The following is a 23,278-nucleotide window of genomic DNA, read 5'->3' as shown; positions in this document are numbered from 1 at the left end:
GGTGTACCATCCCGCCGCCGCTCACTCAACTCTCCCCGGATTCCGCCGCGTCCGCCGGATCGGATGTCCTGATCCCGCTGGTGCCGGCCGGTGCGGCCGGGCAGGGCGTGGCCAGGTGCCGCCCGGTGCCGCAGGGGCCGTCAGCTCGTGTACGACTTCGCGATCTTGCTGATGAACTCGCGGGTCTGCTCCACGTTCAGTGCCTGCGCCCGCAGGTGCTCGTACATCACGCTGTAGCGCTGCACGTCGTTCGCCTTCTCCAGGTAGAGATCGCTCGTGACGCCCTCGATGTAGACGACGCTGGAGTCCGCGGTGTCCGGGAACTCCAGGATCGCGTACTGGCCGTTGATGCCCGGGTGCGCGCCCATGTCGAACGGCAGGACCTGCACGGTCACGTGCGGCAGGTGCGACTGCTCGACGAGGTGTTCCAGCTGGTCGATCATCACCTGCTTGTCGCCGACCACCCGGCGCAGCGCCGACTCGTCGATCACGGCCCACAGCCGCAGCGGGTTCTCCGGCGCGTTGACCCGGTCCTGCCGCCGCGACCGTACGTTGACGCGCTTCTCGATGTCCGACGGAGGGGCCTCGGGAAGCGCGCCGTTGATCAGCGCCTCGGCGTACGCCCGGGTCTGGAGCAGGCCCGGGACCATCTGGGGTTCGTACACGCGCAGCGACTCCGCGTCGGTCTCCAGACCGATGTAGACGCTGTACGGGATGTCGCCGAAGGCGTGCCACCAGCCCTGCTGGCGGGAGTCCTTCGCCATCTGCATCAGCGAGTCGACGATGCGGTGGTCCTCGACCTCGTACACCCCGCAGAGGTCGCGCACATCGCGCTGGCTGATGGACCGGCGGCCGTTCTCCAGGCGACTGATCTTCGACTGCGAGACCAGCAGCCGCTCCGCCACTTCCTCGGCCGTCATGCCTTTGAGTTCGCGCAGGCGGCGCAATTCCTGGCCCAACCTGCGTCGCCTGACAGTGGGATTGACGTTGGACGGCACGGAAACGGCACCTCCGGCTATGTAGCTGTGCGTATCTACTGCTCAGCAGATTGCCACCCCTTGCCCCGGCCGCGCTGGGAAACGGCCACACGCGGGACGCGGGGGCGCACGCACCGGTGCGCGGGAGGGCGCGCAAGCGCACGGGGCAGCCGGTAGTGGTGACTACCGGCTGCCCCGTGCGTGGTGCGGCTCCCGGACCGGGTCCTGTGACGACTGACGACGGTACGGCGGTGTGCTGTTTTCAGGTCCGTGCGGTCAGCTCGCGGCGGTGTGCGCCATGCTGCCGCGACGGGCCTGTGCTTGCGGCTGCAACGGAACTCCCGCTGCCTGCTGCGTACGGCGTGGCTGGACGGCCACTCCGTTCTGGACGTCCATCACGGCGTGCGCCACGAGTCCGCCCATCGGGTCGTGCCTGATCAGGTCCCGGAGCCGGGAGCGCGATGAGCGCCCCTCGTTCCCGGGGTACAGATGTTTGCCGAGTCCGACCGCGTGGGCCAGTGCGGCGAGCGCCGCGGTCCGCGGGTCCGGCGGTACGCCGGTGCGGATCGCACTGTCCAGCCGGGTCCTGATGTCCCGGCTGATCGCCGTCTCCGTCGCTTGGTAGCGAGTCGTCGGCAGCACTCCGCACATCTGGCCCGCCACGGCATGAACCATGCCGCACCGCTCCAGATGAGCGAGGTAGATCTGACGCAGCCCCAGTCGGGGCCCGCCGATCCAGTGGACCGCCCGAACCGGGCTGCCACGACGGCGCAGCAGTTCCAGTGCGGAGTCCAGAGTCGGATCTCCTGTCGGCCGTGGCATCACCACGGCGATACGATCCCCGTCAGGGGCTATCCGTCCTGCCAGAGCCAGCTCCACTAGCTGTGCCCCGGCCAGGCCGAGGTCGAGCGACTGCGGCTGCGCTGTGGTACCCGTGGTCGGGTCCAGAGCGAGCAGCAAAAGCTCCTCCGGGATTGTTCTGCGGCTCCTGCCCATCCATGCCTCCCCGCGTGGATGTCTGACAGGGTGACCCCTCTCACATTGGTCTGTCGAGAGCGCCTGCCTGCTTTGTATGGGAACCAGTAGGTATGTCGTTCTCGTCTAGCAGCTCGGCCAGGGGTTCACACAGGACACTGGTAGATGGTTCGGACAGCGCGGGGTGACCCCGCAGCGCATGAGGAGGCATCGGTGGCGGGCGAGTCCCCCGACAAAACGGAGCAGCAGAAGTCGTCGGGGACGGCTGCGGAGGAACGCGACCCGCGCTTCGCCGTGTTCCGTGACCCCGGCGCGGACAGGAACACGGACGCGGAATCGGAATCGGACGCGGGTGCCGATTCGGGTCGTGCCGACTCGGGCGCGGGCTCGGGAGCGACGTCCGACACGGCGACCGCGGTGTTCCGCCCCCGGCTTCCGGAGGACGCCCGGCGTGAGCCCGAGGCGGAATCCACCTCCGCGGTGCGTGAGCCGGAGGGGGCGTCCCCCGAACCGGACGTCGAGTCGGAGACCGGGCCGGAGAACGGTTCGGAGACCGGGCCGGACGTCGAGTCCGTTCCGGAGACCGCCTCCGAGCCGCTGCGTGCGCCTGTGGCGGCCTCCACGGCCTCTGGGGAGGCTGCCACGCCTCCCGAGGGCCCGGAGGGCACGGAAGCCGCCGAGAGCGGCACGAGCCCGGACACGGACGCGGAGACGTCCGACACGGAGACGTCCGACACGGAGACAGCGGACGCGGAGACGGCGGACGCCCCCGCGTCGGCTGCCGCGCAGGAGCCGGAGGCCGAGCCCGGGGCCGGGGACGGCCGGCTGCGTGCCGCGGTGGCCGCGTGGGTCGATGCCGCGGCCGAGGACAAGCCGAAGGCGGACACCGAGGACGCGGACTCCGACGCGGAGTCCGGGACCGACGCCGAGGACGAGCCCTCCGCGACGGCGGATTCCGACGCGGCGCCGAAGTCGAAGCCCCAGCCCGAGGCGGACGAGGCGGACGAGGAGCCGGAGTCGAAGGGCGAGCCCGACGACAAGCCGAAGGCCGGACCCACGGCCACGGCCACGTCCACCGCCACGCCCGAATCCACGCCCGAACCCACGCCCGAACCGAAGGCCGACGCCGAGCGCGAGTCCGGGCCGGACACCGATTCCGACCCCGGGCCGGACACCGACGACTCCTCCGACCTGCGAGGAATCGATCAGCCCACCGCGATCTTCAAGGCGGTCAAGCCGGTCGGGGCGGCCGACCGGGTCGACCAGGCGACGACCGCGCTGAAGCTTCCGCCGCGCGAGAACAAGCCCGGAGACAAGCCCGGGAGCAAGAGCGAGGACAAGCCCGGGACCAAGCCCGAGAGCGACGCCGAGCGGACGAGCACGTTCGTGCCGCTCCGTTCCGACGCCGTACGGTCCACCCCTGCGCCCCGCAAGCCGGAGCCCGGGGCCGGGGCCGCGCCCGAGACGCCCGCGCGCACCCCGGAGACCGCTTCTCCGGCCTCCCCGGCGCCGGCCGCGCCGTCCTGGGCGGCGGCCGAGCGGACCCGGCAGCAGCCGCTGCCGCCGAGGCCGCCGCTCGATCTGCTCGCCGAGCTGACGAACACGCCGCCGCCCCCGGAGACCCCGGTCCGGACGGCCGTCCGACGGGTCAAGATCTGGACCCCGCTGGTACTCCTCCTGCTGATCGTCTTTGCGATCGTGCAGGTGATGCGCCCGCTGCCGGAGCCCTCGCTGGAGCTCACGGCGAAGCCCACGTACACCTTCGAGGGCGGCGAGACGAAGCTGTCCTGGCCGGGCCAGGGACAGTCGGCCGTGATGGTCGACGGCGTCGGGTCGCTCGGTTCCGAGGGCGCGCAGAAGCCCGCCCCGATCGCCAGCGTCGCGAAGGTCATGACCGCCTACGTGATCCTCCAGGAGCACCCCCTCAAGGGTGACGAGGAGGGCGAGACGATCACCGTCGACCAGAAGGCCGAGGACGAGTCCAAGCGGCCCGACGAGTCGACGGCCCCGCTGACCAAGGGGCAGCAGCTCAGCCAGCGGCAGATGCTCCAGCTGCTGATGATCCCCTCGGGGAACAACGCGGCGCGGCTGCTCGCCCGCTGGGACGCGGGTTCCGAGGACGCGTTCATCGACAAGATGAACGACGCGGCCAAGAAGCTCGGCATGACCGGGTCGACGTACACGGACCCGAGCGGGCTGGAGAAGACCACGGTCTCCACCGCCACCGACCAGCTGAAGCTGGCGCAGGCGGTCATGCGCAACGAGGTCTTCAGGGGGATCGTGGACATGCCCGAGATCGAGATCGAGGGCATAGACGGCAAGATCTACAACAACAACAACCTCCTGCTGCAGCCCGGCGTGAGCGGCATCAAGACCGGGTCCTCCACCCCGGCGGGCGGCAACCTGCTCTGGTCCGCGAACACCAAGGTCGACGGCAAGGTGCTGTGGATCTACGGAGCGGTCATGGGCCAGCAGGCCGGTACCGGCCGGGTCTACGACAGCCTGGAGCTGTCCCTCCAGAACAGCCTGAAGCTGATCAAGGACGCGCAGGAGGCAGCCACCTCGGCGACGGTGGTGAAGAAGGGCGACGTCGTCGGGTACGTGGACAACGGGTTCGGCGGACAGACCCCGGTGGTCGCCACCAAGAACCTCAAGGCGGTCGGCTGGTCCGGCCTGGAGGTCGAGCTGAAGGTCACGGACAACGGCAAGGGCATCGACCACGCCGCGAAGGCCGGGAGCGAGGTCGGCATGGTGACCGTGGGCACCGGCACCGGGAAGGTCACGGCGCCGGTGGTGCTGCAGAGCGATCTGACCGAGCCGGCCTTCGGCGACAAGCTGGCCAGGATCGGCTGAGACACCGGAGCGGGGGAGGGGCGGGCGACGACGTCGGCCCCTCCCCGTTTATGACAGAGATACGTGCAGGGGGTACGTGTTAGCGTCCCCGGACAACTCAGGGACGCTGGGACGCGTCCTTGAAGAGGTACGGGGCCGGCGGAGGACGGGGAGAGCCGTAGTGACCACCGCGGAGCCGAAGCCCGGCCGCGAGGCGGACGAGACCACAGGGGCCAAGGGCGACGCCCTGCACGTTCGCGTGCCGTCCCCGCGTGTCCCGAAGTCTCCGGACACCCGTGATTCCCCCGGGACCCCTGACTCTGCTTCCGCCGTGGCCGCCGGGCCCTCCGGGTCCACGAAACCCTCCGGGTCCACGGGTCGTCCCTCCGCAGGTCCTGCGGCGGGACCCGCCGCTCCCGAGACGTCGTCCGCCAGGGCCCGTCGGCTGCTGCGACACCCCGTCACCATTGCGACAGCCGCCGCCGCGGTCGCCCACGTCCTCTGGTTCTTCTTCTTCGCCAACACCGGCGGCGACATCGCCGCGCAGGACGCCTGGGCCGAGTTCGTGGGCCGGCACCCCGGCACGGCGTACAACCTGGCCTGGTACGGGGGCATGCACCCCGTCTCGTACAGCGTGGTCTCGCCCTACCTGATGTCGCTGCTCGGCGTCCGGACGACGATGATGATCGTCGGCACGGTCTCCTCCACGCTGACCGCGCTGATCCTCGTGCGGGTCCCGGCCGTCCGCAATCCGCTGGCCTGCTCGCTCGCCGGGGTCTTCGCGTTCCTGTGCAACGCTCTGTCGGGCCGGGTGACGTTCGGGCTGGGCATGATGTTCGCCGTCGGCGCGGTGGCCGCGGTGTTCTGCTGGCCCTACCGGTGGCGGTACAAGCGGTGGGCCAAGGCCGCCGTCGCCGCCCCGCTCGCCGCGCTCGCCACCGCGTCCAGCCCCGTCGCCGGACTCTTCCTGGGCGTCGTCGCGGCGGCGCTGTTCCTCCACAAACGACGCCCCGGCGCGTACGCGATCGGGCTCGCCCCGGTCGCCGTGGTGGGGGTGTCCGCCTGGCTGTTCCCGTTCTCGGGTACGCAGCCGATGTCGCTCGGGACGCTGTCGCTGCCGTTCCTCTTCGCGGTCCTCGTGTACGTCCTCGTACCGCGCGACTGGAGCACGGTCCGCACCGCCGCCGCCGTCTACGGGATCGGCACGCTGCTCACGTACGTCATCGACTCGCAGATCGGGTCGAACATCACGCGTATGGCGATGCTGTTCGCCGGGGTGGCGCTGCTCGCCGCCCTGCCGTACGCGGTGCCGCGCAGCCGCCGCTGGTACGCCCTGGTCCTGGCCTTCGTGGGCCTCAACTTCTGGATCGGGTTCAAGGGCGTCGACGACATCGTCCGGACCGCGCCCGAAGCGTCCTGGAACCGGGAACTGGCCCCGCTGATCAACCAGCTCCAGCAGGTGGAGGCGGAGCGCGGCCGGGTCGAGGTGGTGCCCGCGAGCAGTCACCGCGAGTCATCGGCGCTCGCCCCGTACGTCAACCTGGCGCGCGGCTGGAACCGCCAGGCGGACATGAAGCGCAACCCGCTCTTCTACGACGACACGCTGGACCCGGTGAACTACCGGGAGTGGCTGGACCGCTGGGCCGTGCACTACGTGGTGCTGCCCAAGGACCGTCCCGACAACGGGGCGATCCAGGAAGCGGAACTGGTCGAGCAGGGGCAGCCCTACCTGCGCGAGATCTGGGGCGACGCGAACTGGAAGCTCTTCCGGGTCCTGGACCCGGTGCCGCTCGCCGACCCGCCGGCGACGGTGGAGCGGGCGGGCGCGGACGAGCTGACGATCACCGTGAAGTCGGCGGGCCGGGTGCTGATCCGGATCCCGTACACGCGGTGGCTCGCCCTCGTCGACGAGGAGGGCAAGAGCGTGGAGCGCCCGCAGGAGACTGAGGAGTCGAAGGAGCGGTCGAAGGCGGACGAGACCGTGCCGAAGACCTATCTCAACACCCACGGCTGCCTGAACAGGGTCGAGGAGGGCCCGTTCGGCGACGAGTGGACCGAACTGCTCGCGCCGCGACCGGGCGTGTACCGGCTGGCGGCCCCGTACCAGCTCCAGCCGGGCACACCCTGCCCCGAAGAACTGAGCTGAGCCCCCTTCGGTCTCGTTCGGTGTCCCGTGTACGGGCCATCGTGTGCGGGATCTCCCTCTGCGGGCGGCGCCCTGGCATGGTGTCCTGCCATGACGTGCCAACACTGCGGCGGCGGGCGCCGAGGCGCGCTGCCCGGAATGGTCTGCCCCGGCTGCGGTGCGGGGGCGTCCCGGGCGCCCGGCACGGACGGTTCCTGGGTCGCGCGCGAGACGCTGACGGGCCGTCTCTCGACACTGCCCCGCCGGCGCAGGGTCCTGCTCGCGGCGGGCGTCGTGCTGGTGGCAGGCGGCCTGGTCACCGTCGCCTCGCTGTTGGTCCAGGACGGCGGGAGCGTGGGTGGCGGCACCACCCGTACGGACGCGGCGGGCCGGGCGGGCGCACTGCCCGACCGGGTCGGCGGCGCGGCCCCCACCAGGATCGGCCCGGCTCCGGACGCGGACCCGGGTACGGATACGGGCACGGGCACGGGTGCCGATACGGGCACGGGTGCCGACCCGGAGGCGCCCGGCGCGCCCCGCGGTACTCCGCCCGGCCCGTCCGCGTCCGCGGGGGACGGCCGCCGCTTCACCCAGTGGGCGGGTCCCGGCTGCGCGGCGGGCACGTACCGGGAGCGCGGCCGTTTCGAGAGCGGGGACGCGGGCTGGTACACGGTCGACTCCGGCGGCTTCGACGGCGGCGGGTGCGACGGCCGGTTCAGCGCGGTCCCGATGTCGGGCAGCCCGACCGAGGACCGGGGCTCCACGGCCACCTGGTCCTGGCGGCTGGGCCGGGGGTTCAGCGAGTGCGCGCTGACCGTCTTCGTCCCCGGGAGCGGAAGCCCGCGCGACGCCGCCGGTGACCCGACCGTCTACCGGGTGCTCTCCGACCCGGACGACGCGGACTCCGCGTACACGGGTTTCGCCGTGGTCCAGACGGAACACCGGGGGAGCGCGGTCCCGGTGCGCAGCTACCCGGTCAAGGGGGACGTCTTCGCCGTCCAGCTCATCGACCGGGGTCGCGACTGGGGCGATGCGAAGAGGGTCGGCGCACACCACGCGGCGGCCCAGATGAAAGCGTCCTGTCACTGAGTCGCACAGCCGACCGTTCCTCCGGCTACCGCACGAAGGCGCGGTCGTGCGGCGACAGGGCCGTGGCGGGTCCGGCGGCGCGGAGGACCGTTTCGAGGGCCCGGTCCGGATCGGCCGAGTAACACCCGCTCGCCCACGCGGCGTTGGCCTCGATCACGGCCCATCGGCCCTCGTCGTCCCGGCCGACGTCGACGACGATCGCGGACGGCAGGGTCTTCCCGGCAGCGGCGAGGACGTCCCGCCCGAAGGCGAGCGCGTCGCCGTCCGGCGGCCCGAGCCGGAGCCGGCCGGCCTCGGCGTACTGTCCGGCCGCGTGCACGGCTCCGTCGAGCAGATGGAGCCGGTACTCGACGGCGAACGTCATCACGTCGCTCACCAGCACCACGGTCGCCGGGTCCACGGCATCCGGTCCGGGCAGCCGGGACCCGTCCGCGTACACGAGCGCCGGAATGCTCTTGTCGTTGGGCGACTTGACGAAGGCGGGGCGTCGCAGCCGGTACGCCTCGCCGATGGTCATCGCCCGGATGTCCCGCTGCGTGAGGGCGCGGGGGAGCCGCGCGAGCCAGTCGGCGGGGGCCTCCAGGAGGGCGATCCCGAGCGCGGGGGCCACGACGTCGGCGAAGGAGGGCCCGGCGTGCAGATGCACGGCGTGACCATCGCTCCCGGTACATCCGGTGCTCTCCGCGCTCCCGGCGCCCCGGGCGTCCCCTGGGCTTCCGGCCTGCCCCGCCTCCTCCGGCCACTTCGCCCCCTCCGGCCACCCCGCCCATCCCGGGCTTCCCAGCCCTTCCGGTACGGCGGAGGCCGTCGCCTCGACGATCCGCAGGCCGCGCCGCAGCGCGGTGGCACGCAACGTCCGGGCGGAGGCGGTGAGCCGGGGCGGAAGGACGAGGATGCGCGGCGGGCAGGTCATGGCCGCAGATCCTCCCGCACGAGGGCACCGCGCCGCACCGATTTTTCCGGGTCGGTGGGGCCGGGGCGGGCCCGACGGGAAGAACGCGTGCGAAGACCGGCGGTGCGGCGGGCCGGGAGCGCGTTGTGCGCGTCCGGGGCCACCTGGTTGTCGGGGAGCATGTTGTGCGCGTCCGGGGCCACCTGGTTCGATCGCCGCATGATCATCGAACCGTCGCTCGTACACGGCCTGATCGCCGCCCAGTTCCCGCACTGGGCGGACCTGCCCGTGGAGGCGGTCGGCGCGAGCGGGACCGCGAACGCGATCTACCGCCTGGGCGCCGACAAGGCCGTACGGCTGCCCCGTACCGAGGGCAGTGCGGCGGATGTGGCGACCGAGCACCGCTGGCTGCCCCTGCTGGCTTCGCGGCTGCCCTTCCCCGTACCCCTCCCGCTGGTCCAGGGAGTTCCGGACAAGGCCTTCCCCCGGCCCTGGTCGGTCTGCACCTGGCTGGACGGCGCGAACCCGAGGCCCGGCGACGGCTCTTCGGCCTCCGAACTGCTCGCGGCCGATCTGGCGGAGTTCGTGCTGGCGCTGCGCCGGATCGACCCGGCGGACGCCCCGCCCGCCTACCGCAGCGAACCCCTGGCCTCCCGCGACCCGGCGGCCCGTGAGGCGCTGGCGGCCCTGGACGGGGTCCTGGACCGGGCGAGCGCCACCGCCGCCTGGAACGAGGCACTGACCGCGGAGCCCTTCACGGACCGGCCCGTCTGGGTGCACGGGGACCTCCAGCCGGGCAACGTCCTGGTCGCGGACGGCCGCCTCACCGCGGTCATCGACTTCGGCTGCACCGGTCTCGCCGATCCGGCCGTCGACCTGATCGCGGCCTGGTACCTGCTGACGGCGGGGGCCAGGGAGACGTTCCGTACGGCGGTCGCGGCCGACGACGCCACCTGGACGCGGGGGCGGGGCTGGGCGCTCTCCATCGCGCTGATGGAGCTCGCGCACTACCGGGACACGAACCCGGTGATGGCGGGCATCGCGGCGCAGGTGATCGACGAGATCCTCGCCGAGGGGCGGGGGGCCCGGGGGTAGGGCGAAGGCGGCGAGGGGCAGCCTCCGGCCACATCAAGTCAGGATGGACTTCAAGGTCCACAGCAGCCCGAACGGTTGACGGACCACCATCGCCACATCCCTCTCCCCGAGGGGCCCGTACTTTCCGGGCGGCGGCCTGCTCCGTGAAGGAGGCGGGCTATCGTCTGCACATCACCCATACATCTTGGATGATATGTGAATGTGCACGTGGGAGGGGCGAGTCGCCGATGGGTAAGAAGATCGAGGAACTCGAAGTGAAGACCGACGAGTTGGCTCTGTCGCTCGTCGGGTGGCAGGTCGAGAACGTGCGGGCGCGGCTCGTCACGGACAGCTTCGACGACACGCACTTCCAGGAGATCGTCGTCTCGGGCACGGCGCGCTTCCTGAAGGAGGACTGGTCCGACCGCTTCACCCGGGGCGAGGACGACGACTACCCGCCCACCCTTCTGCTGGGGCTGAGCCCGGTGGACCGGCCCGAGCTGGTCAGCTACACGCACGCCCTGCTGGAGACGGTCAAGAAGGCCGGCAAGAGGCCGGTGCGGTTCTCCGAGTCCAGCCGGACCTGGGAGTGCTCCAAGCCCGTCAAGCCCGAGCAGATCGCACTCCACATGACCTCCTTCGACCTGGAGGAAACCGGCCTGGGCCTGGTCTGGCCCTCGTCGAAGACGAAGCCGCTCCCCGTCGAGCTGGTCGACGAGACGGTTCACGAGGCGGTGCGGCTGAAGCCCACCACGTGCGACGCCACCGTCGTCGGCAAGAAGCGCGACGCCACTTTGCAGGTACGCCTCGGTGGGTTCGCCGAATTCGGCTCGGCCAGGGAACTGCTGGCCGACTTCATCGCCATGGAATCGTGGCGGGGCGACGAACCCGGCGACGACTACGACGTCGAGGACGAGTGTCCCTTCGAGGTCTCCATGCCCGGAATCGCCGTCGAGGTGCTGGACGATACCGACTTCCTGCTCGACAAGTGCGAGGTGTCGCTGTACGGGAGGGTGCCCGTCAAGGAGGGCGCCGCGTTGCCGTCGCGGCAGCCGCGCTGGATCGCCCAGTGCTCGTTCGACCTGGACGACCTGTCCGGGGTGCCGACCCGCGTCGTGGTGCGGGTGCTGGACGCGGAGGACCTGTGACCGGTCTGATGGCGGCCGTCGCCGTCCTGCGGGACACCCTCGTACGCGAGCACGCGCAGGCGCCGGGCCTCTTCCGTGAGATCGCGCGGATGGAAGGGCTGCTCGCAGACACCTACCGCGACCGGGTGCCGTACGAACTCCTCCAGAACTCCGACGACGCCGGCTCCGCCTCGGTGGTCGTCGAGGACCTGGGGGACGGACGGTTCCGCTGGAGCAATGACGGCCGGGCCTTGGAGGCGGCGGACGTGGAAGCGCTGTGCCGCAGCGCCAACTCCACCAAGTCGCGCGGCGGTGACTCGATCGGATACCGGGGGATCGGCTTCAAATCGCTCGCGGCCGTCGCCTCCCGGATCGAAGTCCGGTCGGCGGGCGTGCGTTTCGCGTTCGACAGGGCGGCCGCCGCGGCGCTGCTCGGCGAGCCCGGCGAGAACGCGGTGCCGCTGATCCGGATACCCGCCGAGGTGCATGCGGACACGCCGGCCGCGGGTGTGGCCTTCACCGTCACGTGCAGGCCGGACGCCACGGACGCACCGGGTGGGATCGACCCTCTCAGCGCGTTGTTCCTGCGGAACGTGACGCGGATCCGGACGACGAGCGCGACCGCACGGCAGGACGTCTTCATCGAACGAAGCAGCTCGCGGGTCGTGCTGCGCCTCGGCGCGGACGAAGCGGCGTTCGGTCTGCTGCGGCACGGTGCGGCGACGGTTGCGGTGCCGCTCGACGCACGCGCCCTCGCCATGACCGGCGTGCGCGGCCGCCTGGCGTGCTTCCTGCCCCTCCAGGACGACGTGGGACTGCCCGTCATCGTCTCGGGCGACATCCTCACCGACCCGTCCCGCACCCACGCGGTGACCGCGGACGAGTCGACTCGCCGGGTCCTCGCCGACGCGGCCCGGGCGATCGCGGAGCGGCTGCGCTCGCCCGGCGCCCCGGCGTTCGAGCGACTGTGGCAGCTGGTCCTGGAGGGCGAGGACCTGCGCAGCGTGATGGTCTCGGCCACCGCATCCGCAGGCAAGCTGCTCGTGACGTCGCTGAGGGAGGAGATGGTCACACTGCGGCCGTCGTTCGCCCACTCGCCCCTCCCGCTGGAGCCGCAGGACGTGGCTCTCGTCTTTCCGGGCGGCGCCCCTTCGGCGCTGTACGAGCCGCGCAACCAAGCCGCCGCCCGGGCACTGAAGGCGGTACTGGGCCTTGTCAGCATCGACCTCGCCGCCGCACTGGCCGGGACGAATCCCGCCGAGCTGTCCGACGCGCTCCGCTCGCGCCTCGATGAGCATCTCAAGGAACTCGCCCGCACCCACGGCCGGAAGCTCACGGAGGCGGAGAGCAGGCTCGTGCACGAGAGCGCCCCGAAGGAGCAGGCGTCCGCCGTCCCGGGCCCGGCCGAAGGGATCCGTATGACGAAGTCGGCCCCTCCCTCCGACGACTCCCTGGCGTCCGTCCTGAAGAGGTGGAGGGCGGCGGAACTCGCGGCCAAGGAATACCTCAACCGGCTCGGCTGGACGCTGCGTGATGTCAGCGCGCAGAACGTCGGCTACGACCTCGAAGGAACGGATCCGCAGGGAAGGCCCGTACGGATGGAGGTCAAGAAGGTGGACCGGCCCGATGGCAGGTTCGCCATGACCAACAACGAGATGTCCCTCATGCTGACGGAACCGGGCGGCTACCTGCTCGCCATCGTGGTCGGCGACGGCCGCCACGCCCGGCTGATGCTGCTCGATCCCTCGCGGGACGACCTCCCCAAGGAGCGTGTCTGCCGTCGCTGGGACTGGGAGTTCACCGACTGGTCACGGTTCGCGGAGACGGTCGGCGCCTGATCGCTCTGGGCCGGAGACCGCACCGCCGGACCAGGGGTTGCCTGCACGGATCAACAAGGTGAGGTCAGGCGAGGCCGCTACGGCCGTCGTGGGTGCTGCGGGGTGCGGCGAGCGTCGCCGATCCTGCACCGGGTCAGGCGGACGCAGATCTCCCTGCGGAGCCGATCCGACCGCGCGGAGCACCTCTTCGTGCAGCACCAGGGGTCTCCACGAGCCCCTTCTTGTCAAGCCGACAGAAAGTGAAGTACCGTATTGGGCATGCAAGCTGACGTGTGGTCACCCACGCCCGTACTGCTGACGGTCGATCTCGTGATCCTGACGCTGCGTGAGGGGCGACTGTGTGTTCTGCTCGTAGAGCGGGGTGAAGATCCTTTTCAAGGCATGCCGGCTCTGCCCGGAGGCTTCCTCAATCACGCCGGTGAGGAGATCCTGGACGCCGCCCACCGTGAGTTGAGTGAGGAAACCGCCCTGGATGCCGGGTCGGTCCACCTTGAACAGTTGGCCACATATGGGGGCGCGGGCCGGGATCCGAGGGGGCGAATTGTTTCCGTGGCCCATTTGGCGATCGCGCCGAGGCTTCCCGAACCGGTCGCCGGAACGGATGCCAGGGACGCCGCGTGGGTTCCCGCGGAAGTCGTGCTGTCCGGTGAGGTGGAACTGGCCTTCGATCATCGGCAGATCGTGACGGACGGAATTGAAAGCGCGCGTAGCAAGCTTGAATTCTCGTCGCTGGCAACGGCGTTCTGCGGAGAAATCTTCACCATAGCCGAGTTGCAGCAGGTGTACGAGGCGGTCTGGGGTGCCGAGCTCGACACCCGCAATTTCTACAGGAAAGTCCAGGCTGTAAAGGGATTCATCGTTCCCGCCGGATCGGGGCGCAGGAACACGGGAGGGCGGCCCGCGAGACTCTACCGGGCCGGGCCGAAGATGGCGTTGTCCCCACCGCTGATCCGCCCTGCGCTGTCTACGGCGGAAGAGGAATCGAGAGAGTAAGGGGACTAGATGTCGAAAGACCTGGTGGTGATTCTCACCGCCCTCAATCTCGAATACCAGGCCGTGCGCGGGAAACTGGCCGGTCCACGGAGTCATCTTCATGAGCGTGGGACGCGGTTCGAGGTGGGAACCGTGCAGGGCACCTCATGTCGTGTCGCGCTCGGGCTGACGAGCAAGGGGAACCATTCCGCCGCAGTGATCGCTGAGCGCGCGATCCAGGAGTTCTCGCCGGCGGCCGTCCTGTTCGTCGGCGTCGCCGGAGCCTTGTGGGACACCGCCAGGCTGGGTGACGTGGTGATGGCGACACACGTGTACGCCTATCACGGCGGGACCAGCGAGGACGACGGACTCAAGGCCCGTCCGCGGGTGTGGGAGGCGGCGCACGGCATCAGCCAGCTCGGCTCGCACCTGGCTCGCGTGAACGACTGGGCCGACGAAACACCTGCCCGTGGGCGCACTCCACAGGTGCGCTTCGGCGCTATCGCCGCAGGGGAAATCGTACAGAACTCCAAGATCTCGGCCGAGGCACGGTGGATCCGGCAGCATTACAACGATGCTCTCGCGATCGAGATGGAGGCTGCAGGTGTGGCGCAGGCCGGCCATCTCAACGGGGCGCCGGTGGCCATCATCAGGGGAATCAGCGACCGGGCGGACGGTACGAAGAGCAGCGCGAAGGACCGCGATTGGCAACCACGCGCCGCAGCCAACGCGGCGGCGTTCGCCACGCGGTTGGCAGTGGAACTGGTGAGCGAACAGGAGCAGATGGCAATGTCGCAGGCAGACCGGGCTCAAACGTCCGACAGGCGCACAGCGGGTGTCAGTAACACCGCCAATGGCAGCACCGTCGGCATCATGGCCGGGTCGGTCAAGGAGAGCAGTGTTTACGTGCACGGGGCCCCACGGACGACCGGTCCGGTGGACTTGGTCACGGAACTGGAGGGGGTCCGTGAGCATTTGAATCGCCTCCACGCCGAGGGTGCCATTGACGACGACACCAACTGTGAGGCGCGTACCGAACTGGATGCGGCCCGTCTGGCGGCACAGGAGAATACCCCCGGCTCGTCCAGGGCGGCGACGATGGCACTCAAGCGGTTACGCGGCCTGATCGCGGATTTTCCCGAGCTGGTGGCCCGGCTGGCGCCACTGGTCGTTGCTGCGGGTGACTTGTCGTGAATGACGGCAGTGCGACGCACAATTCGGCCGCCTACGGCTCCACCGTCGGAATCCAGGCCGAGACCGTGCACAACTCCAACGTCTATTTCGTCCAACCGGACGCATCGCCTCAGGAAAAGTACGAGGTCGGTGTGCGTTTCCTGGAGGACGGAGTTCCCAGCCGAGCCCGGGACATGATCAGCGACGCGATCGCCCACGGGCATGACACTGCGGAGGTTCGTTTCCATTGGGTGCTCGCCATGCTCAGCGCGCGTGCCTACCACGACCTCAGCACCGAAGAACTTCAACGGCTGCACCATGCCTCGGGGCTCGTACGGAACTATGCCGACGGAGAGTGGAGAGAAGCGCTGCGCGTCGCTTTCGAACTGCTGGCGATGTTCTCCACCGCGGACGGTGAAACGGGACGTGTACTGGAGCGGCTGCGAGCCCTGTCACCTCGCCAGCGCGACGGAATCTTCCACCACTTCGATCTCGTACTCACCGGAGGGCTCAAGGACAGCCTGTGGGCCGAGAACCGGGAGCGGGCCGAGGCGGCTCGCCTCAGCAACGGCCGCGTACAACGGGTCTGGACCTATTTCGAACCCGACCCCATCGGCCCGCGTGCCATGCCGCCTCGCCTGAGCACTGCTGCGGCCGCTCAGGCAGCCCTCCCTGTCCGAACCGGCATGTTCGTAGTCGGTGCGGCATCGCTCGGGATCCTGGCGCTGCTCGCAGATCCGGTCGCGGCGGTCGTCGAGTTGCTGATCGCGCTCGGGGCCGGCCTGACCGCGGCCCACTTCGGGCGCAGCTGGTGGTACGAGGAACATCAGCTCAAGGCCAAGGGCGGTGAGTCCTTCATCCCGCATGCGCGTGAACCCGACTCCACGGGGGACGGATTCACCAACCGCGTCCGACATTCCTTCGACTACTACTTCAGTAGCCGTGTGCCGCCCGGATTCGCCCCGCAGGAATGGCTCGGTCATACCGTCCACATCCGCAATGCCCTCGTCGCGGAGATCGCGGTTCTCTACCGTGAGAGCCGAATCAGCGTGGACCGGGTCAACTGGCTGATCCGCCACCTTGCCGAGGACGCCCGCGACCGCCACAACAGGGGCTCCTTGTTCGATCTCCGTCACCGGAAACCGGCCTCGGCATTCGTGAAGGCACTGTGCGTGGCAGCCCTCATCGTTCTCGGCATCATGACTCTGGCCCTGCTGGGAACAGTGGCGGCAGGCGCAGACAGGGCGCACCTGACGATGGCCGTCGTGGCCGTAGCCGTTGCGTTCTGGCCCGGACGTGCGGCTGCGTGCTTGTGGCTGGAAGCCCGGAGTGAAGAGCGTCGGCTGGCGGAGGAAACCCAGGAGTATCAAGAGCGGCTGGCCGCGCGGCAAGCCGCCTACCAGAAATGGAAGTCGTTCCTGGACACCGCGCGGCCCAGTGAGCCTGAGATGGAAACCTGGCTGACCTGCGACAAGTCGCTGTTCGTCGACGAGGTGCTCCGGCACTACCAGCTCACCTGGCGTGACCTGATCACTCACACCATTCTGGTAACGCCCGCACGTCCCTACAAGCGAGGGCGGGTGAAGGGCGGCCCCTGGCGATACTCGCGCTACAGCTTCCGCCTCTTCCTGGTCACCCAGGACGGCGTTCGTGAAGTCAGCACGGAGTTCGATTTCGCCGACGCGAAACGTGGCGGAGAACAGCGAAGCAACTACCGGTTCGACGCGTTGTCCTCCGTGCAGGTCACGGAACGTGCCTATGTCGGGTACGACTTGGAGCTTGTCCTTACCAACGGGCCGGCCAGGAGCATCCGGGTCAAGGACGCCGAAACCCACCAACTGGCACCGGACGAGAATGTCCAGGAGATCGCCGAGATCAACCTCAACGCGGCAGGCTTCATCCACACCTTCCGCCTCCTGGAAGGAATCGCGGCCGACGGGAAGGGGTGGATCGAACGAAACAACCCCAACAATCTGCCGTCCTTCCACGCTGCCGACTGAGTCCTCCGTGCCTTCGGGCGGGCAGGGGGCGGAGCCTCTGTCCGCCCGCTCATCAGCCAACCCGGGTACCCGAGCTGAGGAATAGCCGTGGCCGCCACAGAAGACATCACCGAGAGCAGACTGCTGCTGGCCGAGTATGACCGCATAAAGGAGGAGCAGAAGACCCGAATAGGGTTCCGTGACAACCTGCTCTACTTCACCCTCGCCGGGTCCACCACGATCCTGGCGATCAGTGTTCAGAGCCGGCAGGCTCAACTGCTTCTCACCATCCCCGTGATCTGTCTGGTCCTGGGGTGGACCTATCTGGTCAACGACGAGAAGATCTCAGCGGTCGGCTGCTACATCCGCGACCATCTGGGACCGCGGATGGCCGAGCTTGCAGGCACCCCCAGAGCGGTTTTCGGCTGGGAGACCTACCACCGCAACGACGCGAACCGCGCGACGCGCAAGCGACTGCAGGCCGCGGTGGATCTGTTCACGTACGTGGCCTTGCCGGTGATCTGTATGGCCGCGTTCTGGTGCTCTCCCGCCGTCGGACCTTTGCTCTTGATCGTCTCCCTCGCGCAGGCGTTCGCCCTGGCCGTACTGGGGTGGCAGTTCCTTCGCTATGCGGAACGCTAATGACCCTTCACCGCTACGCCCGCTTCGGCCCGGCGCGCGTCAGCGGGTCGACCGGCTCTCGCGCCGGTACCGGGCAGGCTCGGCTTCTACGGCCTCTCGCTCAGCTTGCCCTCGGCTTGAGGAGGCGTGTGTGCCGCGAGCGGAAAAGCCCTCCCGTCCGGACGAACGGAAGGGCCTTCGGCCAGGCGTTTCACTGTGCCCCCGGCAGGATTCGAACCTGCGACACCAGCTTTAGGAGAGCTGTGCTCTATCCCCTGAGCTACGGAGGCGGGGATGTGTTGGAGCCCCGTCGTGAGACCGGGCCACCGCCGACAGTGTAGCGGGTGGGGTGAGCGCCGTTCCTCGGGTTTGTCGACCGCCCACCCGGCGGGCCTGCGGCTTTCGGGGCTCCGCCGCTATGCCCCGGGCGGGCGCGTTGTGATGCGCGTCACCGGAACCTGTCGGGGCGGGCGGACAAGTCAGGGAGTGAACTACTCGATGCACGCGCGCATCCGCGCGGGGGATCCGGATGCCTTCCGGGAGCTGTTCCGCGATCATGCCCAGCTCGTCTTCCGGCACGCCGTCCGGACCACCGGGGACTGGGGCGCGGCCGAGGACGTCGTGTCGCTGACGTTTCTGGAGGCGTGGCGGCTGCGCGGAAAGCTGCGGGACGAGGGGGAGAGCCCGAGGCCCTGGCTGATGGGCATCGCCGTCAACGTGCTGCGCAACACGGGGCGCGCGGCCCGCCGCCATGAACGGGCGCTGGCCAGGGTGCCGTTGCGGGACGTTCTGCCCGACTTCGCCGACGAACTCGTCGGGCGGATCACCGACTCCGGCGAACTCGCGGCCGCCAAAAGGGCGTTGGGGCAGCTGAGACGTGCCGAGCGGGAGGTGTTCGCGCTCTGCGTGTGGTCCGGTCTCGGTTACGCCGAGGCAGCCGAGGCGCTCGGCGTACCGGTCGGCACCGTGCGGTCCCGGCTGTCCCGAGCGCGGGCCCGGCTCCGCAAGCTCACCGACAGCGAGTTGCGGCGGCGGGGCGGCGGGACGGAACCCGGCGGGTCCGGCGGACAAGTACAGGGTGGCCGCACCGCAGCGGCCCGGTCGAACGAGGAGAGAACCCGATGATCCGCACCCCCCGGCGGCGGCGCGAAGAGCCGCTCGACCACGCGGAACTGGCCCGGCTGCTGCCCGCACCCGGTGATCCGGAACTCTCCTCCGACCGCCTGAACGGCCTTGAGGAGCACCTGATGACCGAGATCCGGAACCTGACGTCCGACACCGCGCCCGACGCCTCCCCCCACACCGCGTCCGACACCTCACCCGGGGCCTCGACCGGCGCCCCGCCCGTCGGTGCGCCCGCGCGGAACCGCGCTCCCCGGCCGGCCCGTCGCCCCGGCCGTCGCCCGGTCCTGGTCGGCGTTGCCGCCGCCCTGGTCCTGGCCGCCGCCGGGGTCGCCGGACTCGCGGGGAGCTCCGGCGGCTCCGGCCGTGCGGTCGCCCCGCCCGCCGGGGCCGTTCCCGCCCCGGTCGTCCAGGTGGTCCGGGGCAGCACCGCGGGGCTGGCGGGCGCGGTGGCCGACATCTCCGGGGCGGCGGCGAGGGCGGAGCTGCCCGAGCCGGGCCCGGGGCAGTTCCTGTACGTCCGGAGCGAGGTCTCCTGGCTGGTCTCCTGGGAGGGCGCCGACGGGAAGAACAGGAGCTATGTCGACGAGATTCATCCCCGCGAGGTCTGGATGTCGCCCGACGGCGACAAAGGCTGGCTGATGGAGCCCTACAAGGAGGCCGTCGACCGCGACGGCATCACGCTGGACGACCCCGAGGGAGGGGGCCGCACGCTCAACTCGCCCAGCTACGACTACCTGAGGACCTTGCCCACCGATCCGGGTCTCCTGTTGAAGAAGATCTACGACGAGACCGGGGGCAGGGGCAACGGCCCCGACCAGCAGGCCTTCAGCACCATCGGCGACCTGCTGAGGGAGCAGGTGGTCCCGCCGAAGCTGGCTGCCGGCCTCTACCGTGCCGCGGCCCGGATCCCCGGCGTGGTCCTCGTCGACGACTCCGTCGACGCGGCCGGGCGGCACGGGGTCGCCATCGCCCGTACCGACGAGGCGGACGGCGCGCGCACCGAGTGGATCTTCGACCGCGAGACGTACACGTATCTGGGGGAGCGCACCGTGCAGACGCGTGATGCGGAGGGCATCGAGGCGGGCACGGTCCGGGGCCGTACCGCGGTGACGGACCGGGCCGTGGTCGACGCCGTCAAGCAGCGCCCGGCCGGCCTTGGCGATGCGCCCCCGTCCGCATAGCGTCTCGCATAGCAGCCAGCGTCAGCGCGAGAGGGGCCGTCCGTGCCGCACACCCACCCGTCCCCGTCCCCGGCCCCCGAAGACGCCGGGGCCCCTGCGGAACGCGCCCGGCGCGCCGCGCGCATCGCGGCCTCCCTCACCGCGCCCGGCGCGCCCTTCGCCGTGGTCATCGGCGAGCAGGGGACGCCGGAGTACGCCGACGGGCCCCGTACGCTCCGGGAGTTCGTGGAGACCACCTGGGCCTACCGGGACACGCCGTTCCTCATCGCCGGCGAACAGCGGTACTCCTACGCGGAGTTCTTCGCCGCCGCCTCCGCCCTCGCCGTACGCCTGCGGGAACGGTACGGGCTGCGCTCCGGCGACCGGGCGGTGATCGCGATGCGGAACCATCCCGAGTGGCAGATCGCCTTCTGGGCCGCCCAGTTGGCCGGTCTCGTCGCCGTACCGCTCAACGCCTGGTGGGCCGAGGACGAGTTCCTCCACGCCCTGGAGGACTGCGAGCCCGGGGTGCTCCTCGTGGACGGCGAGCGGCTGGGGCGGGTCGCCGGCTGGGCCCGGCGGACCGGGACGCGCGTCGTCCTCTTCCACGGGGAGCGCGACGGCGAGGGGGACGGGGACGGGCTGCGCGTCGAGCGGTACGAGGATTTCCCCGCGCCCGACCCGCTGGCCGCGCCGCCCGACGTGGAGCCCCGGCCCGAGGACGACGCCACGATCCTCTACACGTCCGGCACCACCGGCCGCCCCAAGGGCGCGGTGGCCACGCATCTCGCGCAGGCCGGGGCCGCGCTCAACCCCCGCTACCACGCGGCGGCCTCCGCGCTGGCGCGCGGCGTCATCCCGGGGCAGGGGCCCGCCCCCGTCTCCCTGATGACGTTCCCGTTCTTCCACGTCGCCGCGTTCACCGGCTTCTACGGCGCGATGGCGGCCGGCGGCACGCTCGTCCTGATGCACAAGTGGGACGCGGACGAGGCGCTGCGGCTGATCCGGGCGCACCGCGTCACGCACTTCGCCGGGGTGCCCACCACCGGGCTCCAACTGCTGGAGGCCGCTGAGCGGGCCGGGGACGGGCTTGAGGGGCTCACGCTGTTCAGCACCGGGGGAGCCCCCGCCCCGCCCGCCCTGGTCGCCCGCCTCACCGCCCGGTACGGCGAACGCGTCGAGCCCCGCAACGGCTACGGCCTCACCGAGACCAGCGGCGGGGTCCTCGCACACTTCGGGGACGAGTACCGGGCGGAGCCGGGCGGCGCGGGACGGCCCACCCCGGTCACGGAGGTGAGGGTCGCCGGGCCGTCGGGGGAGGAGCTGCCCGACGGGGAGGCGGGGGAGCTGTGGCTGCGCGGCCAGTCGCTGTTCCGCGGCTACTGGCGGGACACGGCGGCGACCGAGGAGGCCTTCGGCAACGGCGGCTGGTTCCGTACGGGGGACCTCGCCGTGCGCCGCGAGGGGCGGGTCTCCATCGTCGACCGGATCAAGGACGTGGTGATCCGGGGCGGCGAGAACGTGTACTGCGTCGAGGTCGAGGGCGTCCTGCACGACCACCCCGACGTGGCCGACGCCGCCGTCCTCGGCATCCCGCACCCGGTGCTGGGGGAGGAAGTGGCGGCCGTCGTCCGGCCGCGCCCCGGGGCCGGGGTCACCGCCGGGGCCCTGCGCGAGCATGTCGGCGGGAAGCTGGCCGCCTTCAAGGTGCCCGCCCGGGTGCTGTTCACCGACGGGCCGCTACCGCGCAATGCCACGGGGAAGCTCCTCAAGAACCGGCTCCGGGCCGTCGTGGAGGGCGCCCCGGCGTGCGGTCCGGGCGACGAGCCGCTCACGGGCGGGTGACCCGCACGCGGTAGTTGCCGTCGTCGTCCTCGTCCAGCACGGATATCCGTACGCCGTTGGCCCGGTCGGTGAAGGTCTGGCCGGGGCGGAACGTGGCGTCGGACAGCTCCGCGTGCACGTTGGGGCGCCGGGTGCAGCCGCCGCTGTCCTCGGTGGCGTCGGCGACGGAGACCGGGCCCTGGCCGGTGTCCACGTCGGAGCTGACCTTGTAGATCAGCACGCCCGGCCGGCAGACCGCCTCGTCGTTGCCCGCCGCCGTACGGACCTCCACGGCGTAGCCGGACTGGGCGCTCAGCGGGACGAAGGCGAGCTTGGTGCCGCCCTCGGTGGCCAGCGGGCCGAGCGTGTGCTCGCTGACACCGGGCCCCGAGGCGCAGCTGATCTGCTCGTTGTCGAGCCAGCCGAGCTTCCACTTGTGCCAGGCCAGGAAGTCGTTGTTGGCGCCCCAGTCCTCGGACATGATGTCCCAGTGCCCGACCGAGCCGCCGCCCTCCATCGTGTAGAGGTCGGGCAGTCCGAAGACATGGCCGTTCTCGTGCGGCAGGACGCGGTAGCCGGTCTCGGCGTACGACCCCGATCCGTCGTCCTGGCGGCTGTAGACGAACGACGTGTTGGAGAGCGGGACACCGTCCGCCGTCGGGGCCTCGTCGTTGCCGGAGAAGGTCACCGAGAGCACGGTGTCCAGCGCGGAGGGGCCGGCGTTCGGGCTGACCAGCACGTTGACCAGGTCGTACGCGGAGAAGTCGACCCGGGGGTCGGCGGCCGCGACGATGTCCTTCACCAGTTGGCGGTAGCCCGGCTCGAAGGGTGAGCCGCGCTCTATCCCGTACTCCGTGAAGGGCATCGGCATCCGCAGCCAGTCCTTGACGGGGGCCTCGGGCCGGTAGACGAGCCGGCCGTAGGAGCTGGCCCTGAACCACTCGGAGGTCTGCGGGAAGAACTCCGCGTACCGGTCCGCAGCGGGTTCCGTTCCCTCCGCGTCCGGGAAGTCGATCATCAGGTTGAGCGCTTTGATCTCGCCGGTCGACCGGGCGTAGCCGGGCGGCGTCGGCAGCCCCTCGGACATCTGCACGCCCATGGTGGCGGAGATCCGGCACGGGGCGAGCGCGGAGTCCTGGCTGGTGGCCGCCGGGCCCGCCGAGGCACGGCCGGCGGTCGGAAGGGTGGTGCTGGCCGAGGCCATGGCCGCTATGACCAGCGCGGTCGCTCCGGCCAGGGCGATCGGGCGGCGGTGTCTGCGTATCCGGTGGCGGGGTTGCTGCATAGAGGCGCCTTCGGGTTCCGCGGCAGTCGGCCGACCCCTGACTGCGCTCTGGCGATCAGCCTGTGCCGGGTGGTTCGGGGCCGCTCGCTGGGTGCGCCGATCGGAGGGTTTTCTTCCGGAAGCGGGGAGGATTTCCCTCCGTGAGTAATGTGACTCAGGTCACATTCAAGCGGGAAATAAGCGGGGATCCTCTCCCCGTTTGCATACGTG

Annotated in this window: 18 protein-coding genes and 1 tRNA gene; 13 read left to right on the top strand and 6 right to left on the bottom strand. The window is 70.6% G+C overall.

The genetic code is table 11. From position 1 onward, the window contains the following. Positions 1-140: 140 nt before the first annotated feature. Positions 141-998, bottom strand: coding sequence for a helix-turn-helix domain-containing protein (locus tag IE272_RS30405; RefSeq protein ID WP_050358799.1), 858 nt, complete (start codon positions 996-998; stop codon positions 141-143). 255 nt (positions 999-1,253) lie between these two features. After that, the gene (locus IE272_RS30400; protein ID WP_032794854.1) at positions 1,254-1,973 is read right to left on the bottom strand and encodes a GOLPH3/VPS74 family protein; all 720 of its coding nucleotides are present in this window, start codon (positions 1,971-1,973) and stop codon (positions 1,254-1,256) included. 192 nt (positions 1,974-2,165) lie between these two features. Between IE272_RS30400 and IE272_RS30395 the strand changes: the two genes are divergently transcribed. The 3 genes from IE272_RS30395 to IE272_RS30385 all read left to right on the top strand — a co-directional run bounded on the left by IE272_RS30395 (position 2,166) and on the right by IE272_RS30385 (position 7,998). Then, the gene (locus IE272_RS30395; RefSeq protein WP_190009028.1) at positions 2,166-4,805 is read left to right on the top strand and encodes a serine hydrolase; all 2,640 of its coding nucleotides are present in this window, start codon (positions 2,166-2,168) and stop codon (positions 4,803-4,805) included. A gap of 160 nt (positions 4,806-4,965) precedes the next feature. Beyond that, on the top strand, positions 4,966-6,930 hold the full coding sequence (locus IE272_RS30390) for a DUF8823 domain-containing protein (protein ID WP_190009026.1): 1,965 nt from the start codon (positions 4,966-4,968) through the stop codon (positions 6,928-6,930). 138 nt (positions 6,931-7,068) lie between these two features. Next, positions 7,069-7,998, top strand: coding sequence for an adhesin (locus tag IE272_RS30385; RefSeq protein WP_190009074.1), 930 nt, complete (start codon positions 7,069-7,071; stop codon positions 7,996-7,998). Positions 7,999-8,023: 25 nt separating this feature from the next. On the opposite strand, the gene IE272_RS30380 is transcribed toward IE272_RS30385, so the two are convergent. After that, a complete protein-coding gene (locus IE272_RS30380; RefSeq protein WP_190009024.1) occupies positions 8,024-8,911 on the bottom strand; it encodes an ATP-grasp domain-containing protein in 888 nt (295 codons plus the stop codon). Beyond that, positions 8,908-9,111 carry a hypothetical protein gene (locus IE272_RS30375; RefSeq protein WP_190009022.1) on the bottom strand — a complete coding sequence of 68 codons (204 nt, stop codon included), beginning with the start codon at positions 9,109-9,111 and terminating at the stop codon, positions 8,908-8,910. Before IE272_RS30375 ends, IE272_RS30380 begins: the two co-directional genes overlap by 4 nt. On the opposite strand from IE272_RS30375, the gene IE272_RS30370 reads away from it, so the two are divergent. From IE272_RS30370 to IE272_RS30340, 7 genes are all read left to right on the top strand, one after another. After that, positions 9,110-9,985 (top strand): aminoglycoside phosphotransferase family protein, encoded by an 876-nt coding sequence (locus tag IE272_RS30370; protein WP_190009020.1) that lies wholly within the window; start codon positions 9,110-9,112, stop codon positions 9,983-9,985. The two genes, IE272_RS30375 and IE272_RS30370, sit on opposite strands and share 2 nt — an antisense overlap. A 227-nt stretch (positions 9,986-10,212) precedes the next feature. Further along, positions 10,213-11,112 carry a hypothetical protein gene (locus IE272_RS30365; RefSeq protein WP_190009018.1) on the top strand — a complete coding sequence of 300 codons (900 nt, stop codon included), beginning with the start codon at positions 10,213-10,215 and terminating at the stop codon, positions 11,110-11,112. After that, on the top strand, positions 11,109-12,929 hold the full coding sequence (locus IE272_RS30360) for a sacsin N-terminal ATP-binding-like domain-containing protein (RefSeq protein WP_190009016.1): 1,821 nt from the start codon (positions 11,109-11,111) through the stop codon (positions 12,927-12,929). The genes IE272_RS30365 and IE272_RS30360 overlap by 4 nt, the downstream gene beginning before the upstream one ends. A gap of 258 nt (positions 12,930-13,187) precedes the next feature. Then, the gene (locus tag IE272_RS30355; protein WP_190009014.1) at positions 13,188-13,922 is read left to right on the top strand and encodes an NUDIX hydrolase; all 735 of its coding nucleotides are present in this window, start codon (positions 13,188-13,190) and stop codon (positions 13,920-13,922) included. A 9-nt stretch (positions 13,923-13,931) separates the two neighbouring features. Then, complete coding sequence (locus IE272_RS30350; RefSeq protein WP_190009012.1) at positions 13,932-15,095, top strand: 5'-methylthioadenosine/S-adenosylhomocysteine nucleosidase family protein; 1,164 nt, start codon at positions 13,932-13,934, stop codon at positions 15,093-15,095. Beyond that, entirely contained in the window at positions 15,092-17,074 is a 1,983-nt protein-coding gene (locus IE272_RS30345) for a hypothetical protein (RefSeq protein ID WP_190009010.1), read from the top strand. Before IE272_RS30350 ends, IE272_RS30345 begins: the two co-directional genes overlap by 4 nt. Positions 17,075-17,161: 87 nt before the next feature. Then, positions 17,162-17,695, top strand: coding sequence for a hypothetical protein (locus tag IE272_RS30340; RefSeq protein WP_373304215.1), 534 nt, complete (start codon positions 17,162-17,164; stop codon positions 17,693-17,695). A gap of 196 nt (positions 17,696-17,891) precedes the next feature. On the opposite strand, the gene IE272_RS30335 is transcribed toward IE272_RS30340, so the two are convergent. Then, positions 17,892-17,964 (bottom strand) — tRNA-Arg (locus IE272_RS30335). A gap of 208 nt (positions 17,965-18,172) precedes the next feature. Between IE272_RS30335 and IE272_RS30330 the strand changes: the two genes are divergently transcribed. Genes IE272_RS30330 through IE272_RS30320 form a run of 3 tightly spaced genes read left to right on the top strand, consistent with a single transcriptional unit; the run spans position 18,173 to position 21,804 of the window. Further along, positions 18,173-18,799: an RNA polymerase sigma factor gene (locus tag IE272_RS30330; protein WP_050359019.1), complete on the top strand. Its 627-nt coding sequence runs from the start codon at positions 18,173-18,175 to the stop codon at positions 18,797-18,799. Further along, the gene (locus IE272_RS30325) at positions 18,796-19,980 is read left to right on the top strand and encodes a CU044_5270 family protein (RefSeq protein WP_190009008.1); all 1,185 of its coding nucleotides are present in this window, start codon (positions 18,796-18,798) and stop codon (positions 19,978-19,980) included. Before IE272_RS30330 ends, IE272_RS30325 begins: the two co-directional genes overlap by 4 nt. 42 nt (positions 19,981-20,022) lie before the next feature. After that, positions 20,023-21,804 (top strand): class I adenylate-forming enzyme family protein, encoded by a 1,782-nt coding sequence (locus tag IE272_RS30320; protein WP_057663554.1) that lies wholly within the window; start codon positions 20,023-20,025, stop codon positions 21,802-21,804. On the opposite strand, the gene IE272_RS30315 is transcribed toward IE272_RS30320, so the two are convergent. Further along, positions 21,791-23,068, bottom strand: a complete 1,278-nt coding sequence (locus IE272_RS30315) for a M6 family metalloprotease domain-containing protein (RefSeq protein WP_050358807.1) — start codon at positions 23,066-23,068, stop codon at positions 21,791-21,793. The two genes, IE272_RS30320 and IE272_RS30315, sit on opposite strands and share 14 nt — an antisense overlap. Between the last annotated feature and the right edge of the window lie 210 nt (positions 23,069-23,278).

The sequence above is a fragment of the Streptomyces anulatus genome (assembly GCF_014650675.1).
Taxonomy (GTDB): Bacteria; Actinomycetota; Actinomycetes; order Streptomycetales; family Streptomycetaceae; genus Streptomyces; species Streptomyces anulatus.
This window is presented reverse-complemented; position numbering and strand designations above follow the sequence as displayed.